This window comes from Alcanivorax sp. NBRC 101098, from assembly GCF_001010505.1.
Lineage (GTDB): Bacteria > Pseudomonadota > Gammaproteobacteria > Pseudomonadales > Alcanivoracaceae > Alcanivorax > Alcanivorax borkumensis.
The window spans coordinates 1,885,852-1,902,234 of the sequence record NZ_AP014613.1; the positions used below are offsets into that span (position 1 = coordinate 1,885,852).

At 52.4% G+C, this 16,383-nt stretch carries 14 protein-coding genes; 3 read left to right on the plus strand and 11 right to left on the minus strand.

Going from position 1 to position 16,383, the window contains the following annotated elements; translation table 11 throughout:
- The first annotated feature begins 6 nt into the window (after positions 1 to 6).
- Both fadA and AS19_RS08550 read left to right on the plus strand, forming a co-directional pair.
- Complete coding sequence (gene fadA, locus AS19_RS08545; RefSeq protein WP_011588934.1) at positions 7 to 1,182, plus strand: acetyl-CoA C-acyltransferase FadA; 1,176 nt, start codon at positions 7 to 9, stop codon at positions 1,180 to 1,182.
- 281 nt (positions 1,183 to 1,463) lie between these two features.
- Positions 1,464 to 2,195 (plus strand): hypothetical protein, encoded by a 732-nt coding sequence (locus AS19_RS08550; protein WP_046961935.1) that lies wholly within the window; start codon positions 1,464 to 1,466, stop codon positions 2,193 to 2,195.
- 236 nt (positions 2,196 to 2,431) lie between these two features.
- On the opposite strand, the gene AS19_RS08555 is transcribed toward AS19_RS08550, so the two are convergent.
- The 9 genes from AS19_RS08555 to AS19_RS08590 form a co-directional block, all read right to left on the minus strand.
- Complete coding sequence (locus tag AS19_RS08555) at positions 2,432 to 3,310, minus strand: delta-class carbonic anhydrase (protein ID WP_046961936.1); 879 nt, start codon at positions 3,308 to 3,310, stop codon at positions 2,432 to 2,434.
- 453 nt (positions 3,311 to 3,763) lie between these two features.
- The gene (locus tag AS19_RS08560; protein WP_011588937.1) at positions 3,764 to 3,955 is read right to left on the minus strand and encodes a DUF2892 domain-containing protein; all 192 of its coding nucleotides are present in this window, start codon (positions 3,953 to 3,955) and stop codon (positions 3,764 to 3,766) included.
- 49 nt (positions 3,956 to 4,004) lie between these two features.
- On the minus strand, positions 4,005 to 4,169 hold the full coding sequence (locus AS19_RS14095; protein ID WP_158319817.1) for a hypothetical protein: 165 nt from the start codon (positions 4,167 to 4,169) through the stop codon (positions 4,005 to 4,007).
- 114 nt (positions 4,170 to 4,283) lie between these two features.
- Entirely contained in the window at positions 4,284 to 7,004 is a 2,721-nt protein-coding gene (locus AS19_RS08565) for an ATP-binding protein (RefSeq protein WP_197540928.1), read from the minus strand.
- 192 nt (positions 7,005 to 7,196) lie between these two features.
- Positions 7,197 to 8,177, minus strand: a complete 981-nt coding sequence (locus tag AS19_RS08570; RefSeq protein WP_231860747.1) for a DEAD/DEAH box helicase — start codon at positions 8,175 to 8,177, stop codon at positions 7,197 to 7,199.
- Between the two features lie 59 nt (positions 8,178 to 8,236).
- Entirely contained in the window at positions 8,237 to 8,947 is a 711-nt protein-coding gene (locus tag AS19_RS08575; protein ID WP_046961939.1) for a DUF2726 domain-containing protein, read from the minus strand.
- Positions 8,948 to 9,241: 294 nt separating this feature from the next.
- Complete coding sequence (locus tag AS19_RS08580; protein ID WP_046961940.1) at positions 9,242 to 9,544, minus strand: chaperone modulator CbpM; 303 nt, start codon at positions 9,542 to 9,544, stop codon at positions 9,242 to 9,244.
- A gap of 2 nt (positions 9,545 to 9,546) precedes the next feature.
- A complete protein-coding gene (gene cbpA / locus AS19_RS08585; protein WP_046961941.1) occupies positions 9,547 to 10,485 on the minus strand; it encodes a curved DNA-binding protein in 939 nt (312 codons plus the stop codon).
- A 202-nt stretch (positions 10,486 to 10,687) separates the two neighbouring features.
- Positions 10,688 to 12,529, minus strand: a complete 1,842-nt coding sequence (locus AS19_RS08590) for a long-chain-acyl-CoA synthetase (protein WP_052753752.1) — start codon at positions 12,527 to 12,529, stop codon at positions 10,688 to 10,690.
- Positions 12,530 to 12,908: 379 nt separating this feature from the next.
- Here AS19_RS08590 and AS19_RS08595 point away from each other — a divergent pair, with 379 nt between their 5' ends.
- The gene (locus AS19_RS08595; protein WP_011588945.1) at positions 12,909 to 13,328 is read left to right on the plus strand and encodes a CBS domain-containing protein; all 420 of its coding nucleotides are present in this window, start codon (positions 12,909 to 12,911) and stop codon (positions 13,326 to 13,328) included.
- Positions 13,329 to 13,783: 455 nt separating this feature from the next.
- Here the strand turns inward: AS19_RS08595 and AS19_RS08600 are convergent, their stop codons facing one another.
- The gene (locus AS19_RS08600) at positions 13,784 to 15,679 is read right to left on the minus strand and encodes a 3'-5' exonuclease (RefSeq protein WP_046961942.1); all 1,896 of its coding nucleotides are present in this window, start codon (positions 15,677 to 15,679) and stop codon (positions 13,784 to 13,786) included.
- 5 nt (positions 15,680 to 15,684) lie between these two features.
- Positions 15,685 to 16,266, minus strand: a complete 582-nt coding sequence (locus AS19_RS08605) for a hypothetical protein (protein WP_011588947.1) — start codon at positions 16,264 to 16,266, stop codon at positions 15,685 to 15,687.
- Positions 16,267 to 16,383: the final 117 nt, after the last annotated feature.

Consider the following 16,383-nt stretch of genomic DNA (forward strand, 5'->3'; position numbering starts at 1 on the left):
AATGAAATGAGTTTGAATCCAAAAGACGTTGTTATCGTCGATGCGGTCCGTACCCCCATGGGCAAGAGCCGTAATGGCCAGTTCCGTCACGTGCGTGCCGAAAAGCTGTCAGCTCAGCTGATCCAGGCGCTGATGGCCCGTAACCCGAACTGGGACATCCAGCTCACTGAAGACGTGATTTGGGGCTGTGTAAACCAGACCAAAGAACAGGGCATGAACATCGCCCGGAACATCTCCATGCTGGCCGGCCTGCCGCGCACCAGCGCAGCACAAACCGTGAATCGTCTGTGTGGTTCTTCCATGCAGGCACTGCACAGCGCTTCACAAAGCATCATGACCGGCAACGGCGATGTCTTTGTTATCGGTGGTGTAGAGCACATGGGCCACGTGGCCATGGATCACGGCATCGACCTGAACCCGGAAATGTCCAAAGTGACCGCCAAGGCGTCCAACATGATGGGCCTGACCGCGGAAATGCTGGGCAAGATGCACGGCATCACCCGTGAACAACAAGACGCCTTCGGCGTTCGTTCACACAAGCTGGCGTGGGAAGCCACCCAGCAAGGCCGTTGGGACAACGAAATCGTACCCATCGAAGGTCACGATCAGAACGGCCACAAAGTGCTGTGCGAAATCGACGAAGTGATCCGCCCGGGTGCCAGCATCGAAGACATGCAGAAACTGCGTCCGGTATTCGATCCGGCCAACGGTACCGTGACTGCCGGTACTTCATCTGCCCTGTCTGACGGTGCCTCCGCCATGCTGGTCATGAGCGCCGAGCGTGCCCAAGCCCTGGGCCTGAAGCCCCGTGCCAAAATCCGCTCCATGGCCGTAGCCGGTTGCGACGCCGCCATCATGGGTTACGGCCCTGTACCGGCCACCCAGAAAGCGCTGGCACGTGCAGGCCTAACCATCGACGACATCGACTATGTAGAGCTGAACGAAGCGTTCGCTGCACAGTCCCTGCCGGTGGCCAAGGACCTGAAGCTGCTGGACAAAATGGAAGAGAAAGTAAACCTGAACGGCGGCGCTATCGCCCTGGGCCACCCGCTGGGTTGCTCCGGTGCGCGTATCACCGGCACCCTGCTGAACGTCATGGAATGGAAAGACGGCCAAATCGGTCTTGCCACCATGTGTATCGGCCTGGGTCAGGGTATCGCTACCATTATTGAACGGGTTTAACCAACACCTGATGCCCAAAACCTGACGCCGGAGACACTTCGGCGCTCAGGCCCGGCACCCTATTTCCGGCCCCGCCTCACAAGGGCAGGGCTGGAAACAAAAAACCCTGGCTTACCCGCCGGGGTTTTTCTTTATTTAACAAACCCATTGTTATTCTTAGACCCACCGCAAACCCTGCCTCTCGCACTCCCACCATTGCCTCCGGTACAGTATGAAATTCTGATCACCGTAAAGCGCAAAACGGTAAAGCGTTATTAACCTGCCCCCTGGAGGATAAATGCATGCTTAGCTGGATTGCAGAACATCAAAAAAGCCTATCGGTTATCGCCAGCTTCAGCTCGGTGCTTATTTGGTTGGTGTATGCACAGCTGCTTTATCTAGGATTCCGGCGGCAACGTAGCCCACGTTTAATTATTAATCGCGGGCGCAACAAAGATATCAATGCGCTCTGCCTAATTAGCAACATGAGCGCCGAATCCGTTTTCATTCAATACATCATCGCCGAACTGCACACCTCACAAGGCGTCATCACCATGGATGTAACAGACTTCGAGCAGGAATATAACCAAGGCGACGAAGATCCAGAAAAGCGCACTCACCGCTCAGGGTCATCATCCGGTGTAATGGAGGTGACAGAAAACACCCGGCAAGGCCCCGTCAAACCCGGCGGTTTTTCGCATATAGGCACGTTCAGTGAACTGGTCCAGCGTTTGGCCAGAGATGAAGGCATCGAAATGGACGGGCACATGCCTAAGGGAGACCTGGAGTTCAACCATATCAAATTGCGCCTTATCGGCATCTATGGGCCAGAGAACAAACCGATTGGTGCGGAGCGTGGCTTCGACCTAGCCTACAACGCCAACCAATTTGCTCTAAGCCCGACCTCGTGGGACACCAAGCAACTGGTATCGTTACGCCAGCGCCACAAACTCCATAAAATTGTGGAAAACCTCAACGCCACCAACTTCTCTTCCTCATCGTCTTTTCGTCGCGTGGAAGAGAACGGCTCATAAGTTAAACGGCACTTCAGCCCCCTACGCTGTGAGCAGGCTTTACCTCTAGCACCCCGCCTTGAGGGTATTGCCGATTGCTATTGCAGGTGAATAAGCAAAGCTTGCCTGGGCATTACAACACAGGAACCACCGACCCTTTGTAGCCTTACAACCCTCAAATTCATACGGTAACGGCTAATCGGGGGGGGGGGGGGCATATTCACTCCTGCCCACCCGCACCATAGAGCATCGGCCAATTAAAGAGTGCCTGTTGTTATGTTTGAAAGAAGATCCAGGTTGGTAATGAGGTTTCTTACTCCATGAGCATGATCTTCATTAAAAACATTCCCTTTACACCATTTGCCAACGCTCTCGATATTCACTTTGGCAACATGTGGATGCACACTCCATGAAACCTGAAACGGTGATCCTTTTTCATTGTAACCAGGGCCTGTAGTTGAACCAGCATACTGAACAGGTGTGCCCGTATTGCTTGGAATATTCGTTGCCTGATACAAACCATTGTTTCTTCTATATTGCGCTAGTCTCTCGAAATCAAGAGCCTGTTTATCATTAACCAAAACATAAACCTGTGCTTCCACGCGCAGCTGAGGGTTATTGATCGCATCCGTTAGGCATGAAGCTAACGTTGGGCCTGGTTCGGCTTGATCCGTTGAAAGCACATAGTGAACTTCAATAGTATCACCAGCGGCTAACCCCCCATGCATGCTAGGGCAGATATCATGACCGACGGGTTTAAGCTCAGAAGCACTCAACTTACCTGAATATTTGTAACCGCTGTGGAAACCGTGGCCATCTCCATTACCGGCATATTGAGTAAACTCACCCCCTTTATGCTCAGCATTTTTATGGAAATGGATATTACAGAGATTCATTTCTGTAGGTGCAGGAGCAGCAGTAAATACCCGTGAATTGTTCCCTGCTGTCGCATCAATATCACGTGGAGATTGTGGCCCGAACCCTTTTCCCTTTGTGTTTTCTGCAAGCATTTCTCTTTGTCTAGATATAACGCTATCCGCTACAGCGCCGTGTGCGCCAGCGCTAACCTCCTTTGCGCTAGCAAGCATTGGTAATGTGGTCGCTATCGCTAACGCGATTATTACTTCTCTCTTCATCGCTCGGCTCCTAAGTTGATAGTGGCGAAATTACCCGATCTACGATTCGGGACCGGTTGCCAAGCCCCACAACCCTGCGATTGGGGCGCTGGCGGTAAGGCTATCCCTCAAGGCCGCTGTCCGTACCTGTATGCGAAGATGGGCACATCGGATAATGGGTGCTAGAGCGTTACCGGCATGGATATCGAATACCAGAAGAAGGGCGCAGCCTGTTGGGTACAAAAACGATCCTGCATCAGCAAGATTGCTCAAGCAGCCACAAGGTTCGGGAAGAAACCCATATCGTTGATGAACAGGGAGAAACGGTTGCCCAGGCTAAACATCGCTGGCGGATTTCGCCACGTGATAGCACACCAGCCTACGGCGAACCGCTGCACGCCCAGTCAGTGAGAACCAAGGCCTACAATGGCTGAACGGATAGGTGCCCTATTCCTGTTTATCCGTTCCTCACGCCTAGACTTTGGGTGTCTTGCAGGTGGAAATGCCAAACGGTAAATAAGCCGGGCACCAACGCATGGTAGCGGTCAACAGCGGGATAATGCCGATAGCCCCCCACCAGCTCTGGAATACAACGCCCAGAGCAATAATAACCACACCCAACACTAACCGGAAAAGACGGTCTGTATTACCCACATTGGTTTTCATGGCAGCCTCCTTTTTGAATGCTTATTTCGGAGTCTGTCCTTGTTTCAGGTCACGTACGTTGATCCAGATCAGGAAAAACCGCCAATGGATCTGCTAGTTGATGGCTGTCCCCAACCTTGTGCCAATAGATGCTTCCGAGCGGCGTTTTCAGGCTCAGATCGACCTCTTTGAAGATCGATACGATCTGGGTTTCAGTAAAGCGTGATCTCTTCATTGTCGTCTCCTGAGAGGTGATATTCCCAGAAAACGCTAATCAGCGTCTGTCTCAGTTTAGGGGGAGTGGACACTTCAAGAGGGTATCTGACCCTCACTCTCCATTTATGTTGCATTAAGTAGACATGTAGATTTCTTTAGCATTCGTTGCCTTCCCTGTAGTGTCTGCTGTCGCATCAGCAACAACATTTAACGAGTCACCGATAGAAATATGACACCACACGCGCCAGTTGCCATCCTTGAAATTATTATAATGCAAAAAATAATCATTCCCATTCGAGTCTTTTGCAAACATATAACTCGCTTTTTCTTTTGGCCTATTTGTAATTTTCACTCCGACAAGACCAACAGGAACAGCATCTGAATCATCGTGGAAGAAATCATCATTTGAACACGAAAATGCTTTCCAATTGTGGCCTTGAAAAGGATTATCTTTTATTTCTACATTTCTTAACTTATCGACAAAAACATTTAATCGTAGATTTTTTTCGTCTCTAGCAACATCAACTAAGTTGTTGGCAATAAAAGATAAAAGCTCGATTCCCTGATTAGGAAACCTTGCAGAAAAATACGATCTAGAAAAGCAAAACTCAATCTCCTCAAAGATCTTAACGGCTTGTTTATTAACAACTCTGAAGTATCCCTCACTTCTAAAAACATCTGAGAGTATCCTTGATGACTTCACCAAACATTCAGCAGCCAACTCAGGGTCACTATCAACCGCGTTTTCCATTTTCCTCTTCCACGCGCTCGCCCTATAAGTGCCAAGAACCCCTCGATAAACGCCTGATTCTTTCCATTTTTTTGTTTTCTCTAGAGCATCATCATGACGGCCGTCATATAATAGAGCCAAAAACATTCCATTATATATACTCTTACCGAAACTGACGTTTTCTTGCTCTAGATCTATCCAGCCGTCACGTTCAAGCTCCAAGTAAATATCATAAGCATCAGAATAACGTTTCGTAGCATGACATAGCCTCGCCAGAAGATACTTGGACGAGGGATCCTCCGGGTTAATATCTATCGATTCTTTATAATGCTTTTCCGCAGCATTGTAATCTTTCAATATCTCAAGAACTCTAGCAAAACTTTTATGGTAGAGATATTCCTTATCATAAATAAAGCTAGAATCTTTAAGTTTCCTAAATAATGAAACAGCTAAATCTGTGCTTTTTTTGGCTTTATGCAGGGATCCACAAACTTCAGAAACCAAAATTTTTAGATTCTCTGCAGTCTCACTGGGGACATAATCTGGGTGCCACTTTGGCAGTTCTTTATCAGCTTGCTTAATGTCAATTTCTTTGGAAAGAACACGGCGCTTGTGAATCTTATCTTGTACTGAATTTCTTACATCAATGTTTCTTGGAGAAATAATAAGCAAATCTTTTACAGAGTCACTAAGCGTATAAACCTCACCTTGATCCGAAGACCCTCTAATTATAAGACTTGTTTTTGATAGCTCGCCTATTGCTGATGATATTTCATCAAGCGTTTTATCCAAAAGCTCACACAAGGACAGCCTTGACGAACTACCCTCAACAAAAACTGCCTCCATTATTTCAATCGCCGACACAGTAAGCGCATCGATCAAATTATTATATGAAAACTCCGCAATCTCCTTATTGGCAACATTCAGCGAGCTAGGAACATCCTTCCCTACCAAGACCAAATCAAGAGTCAGACGAATTGCTAGAGGATTATAAAAGCAGCTCTTTGTCAGCTTTATATACTCCTCATTCTCCAAGTCCGCCCCCCCCCTCTTTGAAATATACGTTCTGGCAAGGTGAACCGCTGACTTTTCTTTCAATGACTCCAAACTCATAATTGTAGAATTTGATATTGCGACACGGCTAGTAACAAGGACCTTCCAGTTCGAAGGAAGTGAGAAGTTTAGCTCTTCAAACGCATCATGATTATCCCTTAGAAGAGTTTCCAAATTATCAACACACAAAAGAACATTTAAATCTTCTTTGGCTTGTATTGCAGACTCAATATCAGAATAACATTCATCAAATATTTCATTGATTGACTCAAGAATATTTACTTTAAGCTCATCAATTGTTTCTGCAGCATCCAGTGAGATCACCCCTTCGGATGTGAGCTTTTCAGTTTTCATACTGCAATAGACAACAGCATCAACATATTTAGTAAATTTCGGGGATGAAACAATACTATTCAGCAAGTCCAACGCAAGGGCCGTCTTTCCAGCTCCACCAGGAGCCACAAGAGCAATCGTATTGACACGCCTATTTGATATAAACTTCTTTAGCTCTGACAACTCTTTTGAACGCCCTATAAGCCCTGTAAGCCCATGATCGAATATGTCCGGAAGATTATTTGGTATTTGCCATATTATTTTATTAACCCATTCCTCGGGAGGATCAGATATCTTTCCTGACTCCGCTGCTGCCAGAGCTTCTTTTATGCCATCTAGCCCCAACACTTCATTCACTGGATCACTTGCAATAGAAGCAACTCGATACCAGTAGCAATCCCAGAAGGGCCTATTCGGATGAGAGATTGCATTTCTTACTTCATAAACATCCAGATGGTGAAAAAGCGAATATAAATAATTCACAGAACCTTCGACACTGGAATCTCTTGTTATATCCATGACGAACCCAAAAAGCTCATCAAGATATGTTGCCTCAACAACATCCTTTATTGAGCTTTTATTAAACTCACGACCTTTATCCAACTCTCTTTTATGAATATTCTCTAGCCTATCCAAGTTGACATTGTCCACATTTCCATTATTTAAAACAAAACAACCCAATGCCTCTTCAATTTCATGAAGTACCATTGCAGACTTTCTTTTCATTTCGTTAGACATATCAAACCTTTAAATTAAAAATTAATCTAAAATTTTTGTATATTTATAGTCATTGAAAACAAATCTCCCCCATTCACTCAATCCAATCCAATCCCCTCCCACGAACCAATTCCGCCCACTCCCCGTCAACAACAACTGCTGCTTCGCCCGGGTCATCCCCACATACAACAATCGCACTTCACTCTCCAAGCTCTACTCTTCATCCCTCGATCCTCCCAGTCCTGCCAACACCACGGTATCGAACTCCAGCCCTTTACTGTTTTGCCAGGTGAGTAAAGCGATGCTGTCTGCGTTGGCGTCATAGGCTTTCTTGCTGTCGTTATCTTTCAGCCAGGCGAGAGAGATGATTTCCCGTTTAAGCGCCCGCTTCAGGGCGTCGGCCTGCCAGGCGTAGCCGTAGACCACGGAGGTGTTGTTAAGCGGCTGGCCGTTCAAATGACTTTTCTGGATGCAGCGAGCGATGTAGTGGGCTTCGTCGTTGAAGTTGTCGAATTTGCGAAACGCCGGTGGCGGGCCGCTCACACCGGCCACCTCCGGTGCGATGAGGGGAATGTGGTCGTCGTCGGCATCTTGAGCTTGCAGGAAGTCCTTCGCGAAATCGTAGGCGTAGCTAAGGATTTCGCGGGTGTTGCGGTAATTCAGTTTCAAAATGGTGGTTCGACCACGGGCCTGAATGCCGGCACTGGACAGGGGAAACTTGAGATTGCGTTTCTTGTAGATGGACTGGGCATCGTCATAGAGCAGCAGCAGGGAATTGGTGTTCGGGTCGATCATCTGCACAATCAGGGCCAGCCAGTCCTGCTCGAAGTCGTGGCCTTCGTCGATCATCACCGCGCTGTATTGGGCACGAGGAATCTGATTCTTATCCACGGCCTGTATAACGGTTTCCACCTGCCGTTCCCAGGGTTTTAGCTCTGGTGTGGCGGCAATCGGGTCCACGTTGTAGGTTTGCATTTGCCGGCCACACCATTCATGGAAGTGGTGCACCTGCACTTTCTCTTCGATGCCCTTTTCGGCAATAAAACTTCGCAGTCGGGCAGCCAAGGTGATATTGAAGCACAACACCAAAATCGGCTTGGTGACGGCCTGGGCCAAGTGCAGACAACGATAGCCGAGGATCAGCGTCTTGCCAGAGCCGGCCACGCCATGGATAACCCGGTGGCCATCACCCATGCTCCGGGCCAGCTGTTCTCGTAATATTGGGGGCAGATCTTGCCCCGTCCGCCTAAGACTCAACACTTCCTAACGCCCCGACACTTCGGAAACGCACTGCATCCCCAAAACGTCTGCCCCGCCTGTTTTCCAGAGCGCGCTTTTCGCAACACCATCGCCTCACCACATTTATGGCAAGCTTGTGCAGCAGCATGAAACCTATCAGTCGTGCCCGCCGAGGGGGCAATGCGCTTTTGCGATTCTGGCTCGGCGGCTTTCTTCATAGGCACCTCACCCGTCCCAGGGAACAGAATCGCCTCAATCTGCTGGCGAATATCCACTACGACATAGCCCCTAGCCGCCCTGATTCTTAACAGCGGCAAGCCAGCCGGCTCACAGGCTTGTTCCAGAAAGGCATCGCGCTTCTGCCGGGAGGCCGAACCATGGCTGGCATCGTCCAGCTCAATGGCCAGTTTTACGGCGCAGTCTTGTGGGTCGCAGAGGAGAAAGTCGACGTGTTTGGCGGAAATCGGGTTGAAGGCGCGTTGCCAGTTGGACCGGTTGAGGCCTTTTTGCGGGGTGAGCACATCCGCAACGCGGACTTTAGAGAAAATGAGGGCCTTGTCGCCCACGGCCTGTGTGAGCAAGCCGTAGAAGGAGCGTTCGGCCTTGGACAGCAGGTAAGGTTTGCGGCGATAGCCAAAAGCGGGCGCCCCGCCACCGGGCCGTTTCTGTTGGGCCAAGATCAGCATGACGCCAATGGCAATAACCAGTAGAACGCCTAATTCCAAGGGCTTCTCCCCCGTTTAGCCGTAAACGGGGGTAACCATACTGAATATGGTGATAACCAGACTGGCATCCTTTCCCCTGAGTCATATTACAAGCCGTGCCATCCTGGCCAGCCGCGGTTATTGATATCGTGTTATTTGCGATTACTTTGAATGTACACAATCTTTAGGCGCAAAGAAATGAATAGGCTTCAGGAGGCTTGCTTTGCAGGAGAGAGAACGCAGAGGCCGCCCTCCAGTGGCGCCGCGACAAAGAGAAAAAGGCGCCCAGCCTGGTGGCAAAAGCGCCATTGGGAATTACGCCTCGAATCGTTTTAGCCGCCGCAGCAGCGCGTGGTTTTCCCGGCGTAGCGCCTGCACTTCATCGAGCAATTCCAGGGCCAGTGCTACGCCCTCCCAGTTGATCTCCAGGTCCCGCCGCAAGCGGGTGGCGCGGGCGATTTCGGCGAGCACGGCATCGTCGAATTGCCATTCGCGGGCCTGCCTATCCTGGGGTTCGATAATGCCGAGGCTGACGATGTCGATGAGATCCTGCTCTGATATCTGCACCCGTTGGCAAATGTCGTTACTGCATACCGTGATTCTTAATTGAGAGGCCATAATTACCGTCTCCATTGTGCACGTGGATCGAAGCTTGCCTTGTCGGCCAGTTGTTGCCACAGCGCGTCAATGTCTTCGCCGGTGGCATCGGGCATGACTACTTTTAACACGGCAATCAGGTCGCCCTTCCCTGCCTTGCTGGGCAGCCCTTTACCAGGAATACGCAGCTTCTTGCCGTTCTGGCTGCGTGCCGGGATGGTCATCTGTACTGCGCCGGTGAGGGTGGGCACTTCAATTTTTGCCCCCAGCGCCACTTCCCAGGGCGCCACCGGCACGGTAACGATCAGGTTGTGGCCTTCCACATCGAACAAGGGATGCGGCACCAGGCGAATGCGCAGGTACACGTCGCCCGCGGGGGCGTTACCGATACCGGCAATACCCTGGCCTTTTAGCCGAATGCGTTCACCGTCGGTCACCCCGGCCGGAATTTTCACGTTCAGGGTTTTGCTTTTTTCGCCGACCACCTGGCCGTACTGGTCGTACTCCGGCAGCCGGTAAGAAACAGATTTGGATTCGCTGCTGATCGTGTCTTCTAGAAAAATGGGCAGCTCGATTTCCACATCTTCACCACGCCGCGATGGGGCGTGCCCGCCACGGGCCTGGCGGGCGCCGGTGAACAGGGATTCAAAGAAGTCAGAAAAGCCCGCATCGGCCGGGTCAAAGCCCCCGCTCGACGGCTGCCAGCCAGGGGGCGGCTGAAACGAACCGCCATCGCCTTGCTGGTTTCGAAAGGCGCGTAGCTGGTCGTAATCAGCGCGTTTATCTGGATCTTTCAGCACCTGCCAGGCCTCAGCCACGTCCTTAAACTTGGCTTCGGCGTCGTTTTCCTTGCTGATATCCGGGTGATACTTGCGGGCCAGCCGGCGGTAGGCCGTCTTGATAGCGGCCGCGTCGGCGTCTGGCTCCACCCCAAGCAGGGCGTAGTAGTCCTTAAAATCCATTCCACCTCTCCGGAGTCAGATATTCCATTCCTACCATACTGCTATTTCAATGATATGCCTGTTGAAAATGCACCATTCCTGATTACCGTCAAATTACACCGCCCGGCCCCCTTTCTACTGCTCTTTGTTTGAGCCATTCTTGAGGTGGTGGTCGCGCAGTGCGGCCCGGTAACCACCCTGTGCCAACCCGCTCTCGCTGGGATTACAGGCGTATCTCGCCTTGTTGTATCTGCCGGTATAGCTGGGGCGTCAGCGGTTGGTAGCCGCGCTGGTTATCCAGCAGTACATACACGGGTTCGGCCACTTGATCGGGCGCTATGCCTTGTTTTTTCACCGCTACCTTGCGGTATTTAAAGGTGCCGGTGGTTTCCTGATGATCACGGATGCGCAGAAACAGGGGCACCGCATAGGTCGGCAGCACACGGCTCAAATGCTGTGCCAGGCCCCGGCCATTAAGGGCGACGCCCTGGCTGAGCGTAATGGCCGCCATCCCTGCGCGGCCATCGCAGCCGGGAATGCTGACCCCGTACACCACACCATGATCAATATCCGGGTGCTGAGCCATAGCCCCTTCCACTTCGCCGGCGGCCACGTTCTCCCCTTTCCAGCGGAAGGTATCGCCTACCCGGTCGACAAATTGAATGTGGCGCAAGCCCTGGTCGCGCACCAGGTCACCAGAATCGAACCAGCAATCGCCTTTTTTGAAGACATCGCGCAGCAACTTTTTCTCCCCGGCAGCAGGGTCGGTATAACCATCAAAGGGCCGCCGCGGGGTCACTTCGCTAATCAAAAGGCCAACCCCACCCTTAGGGATGCGCTGCATAAACCCATCACGGTTACGGCGCGGGGTTTCGGTGTCATTGTCGAATTCGACGATGGCGAAAGGCAGCGGAGTAAACCCCGCAGTCTGGGCCACACCAAAGAGGTTGATAAACCCAATATTAGATTCACTGGCACCGTAAAATTCATAGATACGGTGGATGCCAAAACGCTGCTCGAAGGGCTCCCAGATTTCCGGGCGCAGCCCGTTGCCGGTGATTAATCGAATACGGTGCTGACGGTCCATGTGGCTGGGCGGCACATTGAGCAGGTAACGGAGCAGCTCACCGATATAACAAAACGCGGTGGCGTCGTAATGGCGCACCCGCTCCCAGAACTGGGAGGCACTGAACTTGCGATCCAGTGCCAGGGTGGCGCCCATGGATAATACCGAGCCCCAGGCCACGGTAAGCGCATTGTTGTGGTACAGCGGCAGGCAGCAATAGAACACCTCTTTGCGGCGGATGCCCAAGGCCAAGCCGCCCATACCCGCCATGGCGGCCAGCCAGCGATAATGTGTCATCACCGAGGCCTTGGGTAAGCCGGTGGTGCCGGAGGTAAAGATGGAAAAACACGGCTGCTCGGCGCGCACTCGGCAAGTGCTGGGCGGGTTGGCTTGCGATTGCCGGCTGCTGTGTTCATGCAGATCTAGCCAACCCGGCGGCGCAGGCTGCCCCTGGTCGCCACCGTGCCACAGATAGCCGATTGATGAAGCGGGCGACGAGCTGTTCGGCGCGCTTGGCGTTGGAGTAAAGCGAGTGGTGGCCAGGGCCGCTGCACATTCCGCACTGACTACCAATAACCGCGGCTTGACCAGCTGGATACTGTGTTCCAGCACCTCGCCACTCTGGTTGTGGTTGAGCATGGCCGCGATGGCGCCCAATTTGACGGTGGCCGCCACACAGGCCAACGCCTCAGGCCGGTTTTCCATCATGATCGCGACAGTGTCTCCGGCGCCCACACCCTGCTCCCGCCAGCAGGCGGCCAAGCGGTTGGCCCAGGCGTTAAATTGCGCGTAGGTCCACTGCTGATCCTCGAACCGCAAGGCGATGTTGTGCGGGGTGCGACTGGCCCAGTATTGGATAACCTTGCCAATGGACTGCTTGCTGCTGGGCCGCAACCCGGCTAGGCGCAACAGGTTACTGCGCTGAATATCCAGCAGTGGCGGCACCATGTACCGCACTCCTTTGGCCAAATCTCGCCAGCCAACCTTCTTCACAGGCATGCTTGCCTCCGTTGCTCGGCCCAATACTGCTCCCGGCAGGGCTACTGCTAACAGTGCAACCTGTTGTTATACGCCTGCCGGATGGCATTGGAGCTTACTTGTCATTGACTCGTTTGGATCAGGCTCGCGAGCAGGGCAATGTCGTGGCTGCTGGCCTGCGATCCAGTTCGAATCTACATAATCGTGGGGTGTAAATAAATGAACAGAATTGCGGGGGGTGTTTCTTAGGGTCAATAGGCTGACGGAGGCGTTCGCGACTCCACCGCCACTTCTGCGAAATCCAATAGTTGGCATGGTTCCCGCAGTATCTTGCTCAGTGGCCAGCCATATTGCTGGCTTAACCCTTTGTGGTACCTGACCCGAGCAAGAGGTAAGCCCCATGGATTCTGTATCGATCAAGGACTTGATGTGCACCCGTTTTGCGACTATCCGCCCGGAGATGCCGGTGGTGGAAGCCTCCAGCAATCTGATCAAACTGGATATGCTGGGCAGCCCCGTTACCGATAGCGCGGGGACGCTGGTGGGCTGGATCAGTGAGCGCGAATGCCTGCAGGCGGCATTACAGGTGGTATATCACAACCAGCGCGTAGCAACCGTGAGGGACCTAATGCAAAGCGAGGTACTGACGGTATCGCTGAACGACGATGTACTGAACCTGGCCCAGCAGATGCTGAACGCCAAGCCGAAAATCTATCCGGTGGTGAATGCCGCCAACAAGGTGGTGGGGGTAATCAGCCGCCGCCATATTCTGAATATGCTAGATCAGAAGCTGGCCGAGTTGTGCAAAAAGGCCAGCTAAGGCCCTGTATCCGTGCACGTAGGCAGCCTAGCTGCGCGCTATTGGTGCTCAAAACGCATGCATAAATGCCTCATTTAGGTTCGCGCAGGCACCACTAACCGTCTGTGCTGTTGGGTTCATTCGCAGCACCGCATCGCGGTAGCGCGGCCTTCACGCATGTGGTGGCCATGGTATCGCTGCTAGGGCTGTTCACCAAAGCGCGCCATGGGGTCGTCGCTGCTGGGCGAATGCCGCAGTAATGCGATGCCGCCATGAGCCGTGATGTAGTTCATTACGGACGGGTTACGAAGGTAAAGATAATGTGAGTAATTCAGATTTAATCTGAACGACGCTAGGTAATGGCATTGCGAGGCAAAGACGGCAAAGAAGGCCTGGCCTGCACTTGCCATAGTGGTTTGCGCCACCGGGTACTCTGCAAAAACAATAGCGCTAAGTTTGCCCCTTACATTATTCAACTACTGCCCAAACCGGCCAACAAACCAATTGTCACCACTCCCGGTCAGCAATAACTGCTGCCGTGCCCGCGTCATCCCCACATACAATAGCCGCACCTCGCGCTCCAGGTTCTCCTGGTCGTCTTTCAATCCGCCCAGCCCTGCCAGCACCACGGTATCGAATTCCAGCCCCTTGCTGCTTTGCCGGGTAAGTAGCGCCACCCGCTGCGCATTCGCGTCGTAGGCTTTCTTGCTGGCGCTGTTTTTTAACCAGGCATGGGGAATGCCTTCGGCGTTGAGGGCTCGTTGCAGAGTGTCTGCCTGCCAGGTGTAACCGTAGATCACCGCAATGGTGTTGAGGGGGCGGCCGCTTTGGTGCCATTTGTGAATGCAGCGAGCGATGTAGTGGGCTTCGTCGTTGAAGTTGTCGAATTTGCGAAACGCCGGTGGCGGGCCGCTCACACCGGCCACCTCCGGTGCGATGAGGGGAATGTGGTCGTCGTCGGCATCTTGAGCTTGCAGGAAGTCCTTCGCGAAATCGTAGGCGTAGCTAAGGATTTCGCGGGTGTTGCGGTAATTCAGTTTCAAAATGGTGGTTCGACCACGGGCCTGAATGCCGGCACTGGACAGGGGAAACTTGAGATTGCGTTTCTTGTAGATGGACTGGGCATCGTCATAGAGCAGCAGCAGGGAATTGGTGTTCGGGTCGATCATCTGCACAATCAGGGCCAGCCAGTCCTGCTCGAAGTCGTGGCCTTCGTCGATCATCACCGCGCTGTATTGGGCACGAGGAATCTGATTCTTATCCACGGCCTGTATAACGGTTTCCACCTGCCGTTCCCAGGGTTTTAGCTCTGGTGTGGCGGCGATCGGGTCCACGTTGTAGGTTTGCATTTGCCGGCCACACCATTCATGGAAGTGGTGCACCTGCACTTTCTCTTCGATGCCCTTTTCGGCAATAAAACTTCGCAGTCGGGCAGCCAAGGTGATATTGAAGCACAACACCAAAATCGGCTTGGTGACGGCCTGGGCCAAGTGCAGACAACGATAGCCGAGGATCAGCGTCTTGCCAGAGCCGGCCACGCCATGGATAACCCGGTGGCCATCACCCATGCTCCGGGCCAGCTGTTCTTGCTGCAGGTCCATCACGCGGACAATGTCTGGGATGGTGTTGTAACTTGGCTGGCTCGCGACCACCGGCTTTCCCTCATTGGCCCCGCCCTGCCCTACCTCTGGTTCATCGTCTTCACCCTCCGCATCGAACAGCCCTTGCTGGGGCGCGTTTATGCGAATTTCAGGGAATAGATTCCAGCGGATACGATCAATCTGCGGCAGGGTGAGTTTGTCGCCGAAGGTGTATTCGAACATGGCCCATAGCTGCTCCTGGAACACTTCCGGGTCAATGGTGGCGGTCATTTCATCCCGGCAGATCAAACGGTGTGGGGGTAACACCAGTTCCTGATGCTCCTCACTAATGGCCTCGTTCCATTGCTTACGGGTGATATTAGGGAACACGACCCCATAGCCCCACGGGAAGCAGAGCTTGCCTTTGTGCTGTGCGCAGGTTTGTTGCAGGTGCGCATCGCGCTGCAGTTTTTTGATGGCGGTGAGCGCACACTGGCGGGCCTGCTGCAAAGGATTGGTGACGGTCTTCAAACCATCGGAGGTAAAAATCTCCGCATCGCGGGGCGTGATCGTCTTGAGGGTATCTAGCTTCCAATCTTTTACCTCCAGAAACAGCAAGCCACGGCCGGGATGCAGGATAATATAATCTGGATAGCGCCGATTGCGGCCCACCGGTGTGTCGTACCAAACGGTGTAGTCATCCTCTAATAGCGTTTCTAAGCGCTGCCCCAGGCGCCTCTCGCCTTTCGTCATGCCACGCAGGGTGCTGAGGTTGGGTATAACGGTGGCCATGGTAACTATCGCTCCCAGCTCATGGTGACCCCATAGGCTTTGCCATCAATCTGCAAGGAGGAATATTGAAGCATGAGCTTGTCGCCACTTTTTTGCTGCCACTGAACCAGTGGCAGCGTCTCCTCTATGTCCTCTTTCCCGTCCAACCACAAAACGAGCCTCGCCATCCAGCCGAGATTAAAAGCATTAAATGATGGATCTCCGAATTCTGCCTCTATTGCTGCTTGATGGGTTTTAAAGAAAACCTTTTGGTGCTCCTCGTTATTGAACCAGACTCCGTAATAAACCAACGAGATACGGTCTTCGCCGCATTGATACCCAGTCACTTCAGAACGTTCCGGGGTGTCGCGGTAAAACGCCAGAAGTTCGTGCTCCAGCATCGTGTGCAGAGGGAAGTCAGCCTCCGCTCCCCTGTCAATTTCCATTTCATAGGTTTCAAGACAGGAATCACCGGGTGAGACACCAAGGAACAGGGCTGAATGGGCAAACGGAGAGCACAGGAGTATGCACAGCATGGAGAACGTTCGGCATTGCTGAGGGGTAATCCGGCAGATTGTCTGCTTCTGCGTTCTTCGGAATAAAAGCATCCTGCCCTCATTGCTTTATTGCCCACCATCCTGGCAGGCTCATTATTATTAACCGCGTTTTATTTGTGCTTCAGTTCCGAATGTACACGACCTTACGGCGCAAATAAATGAATACGA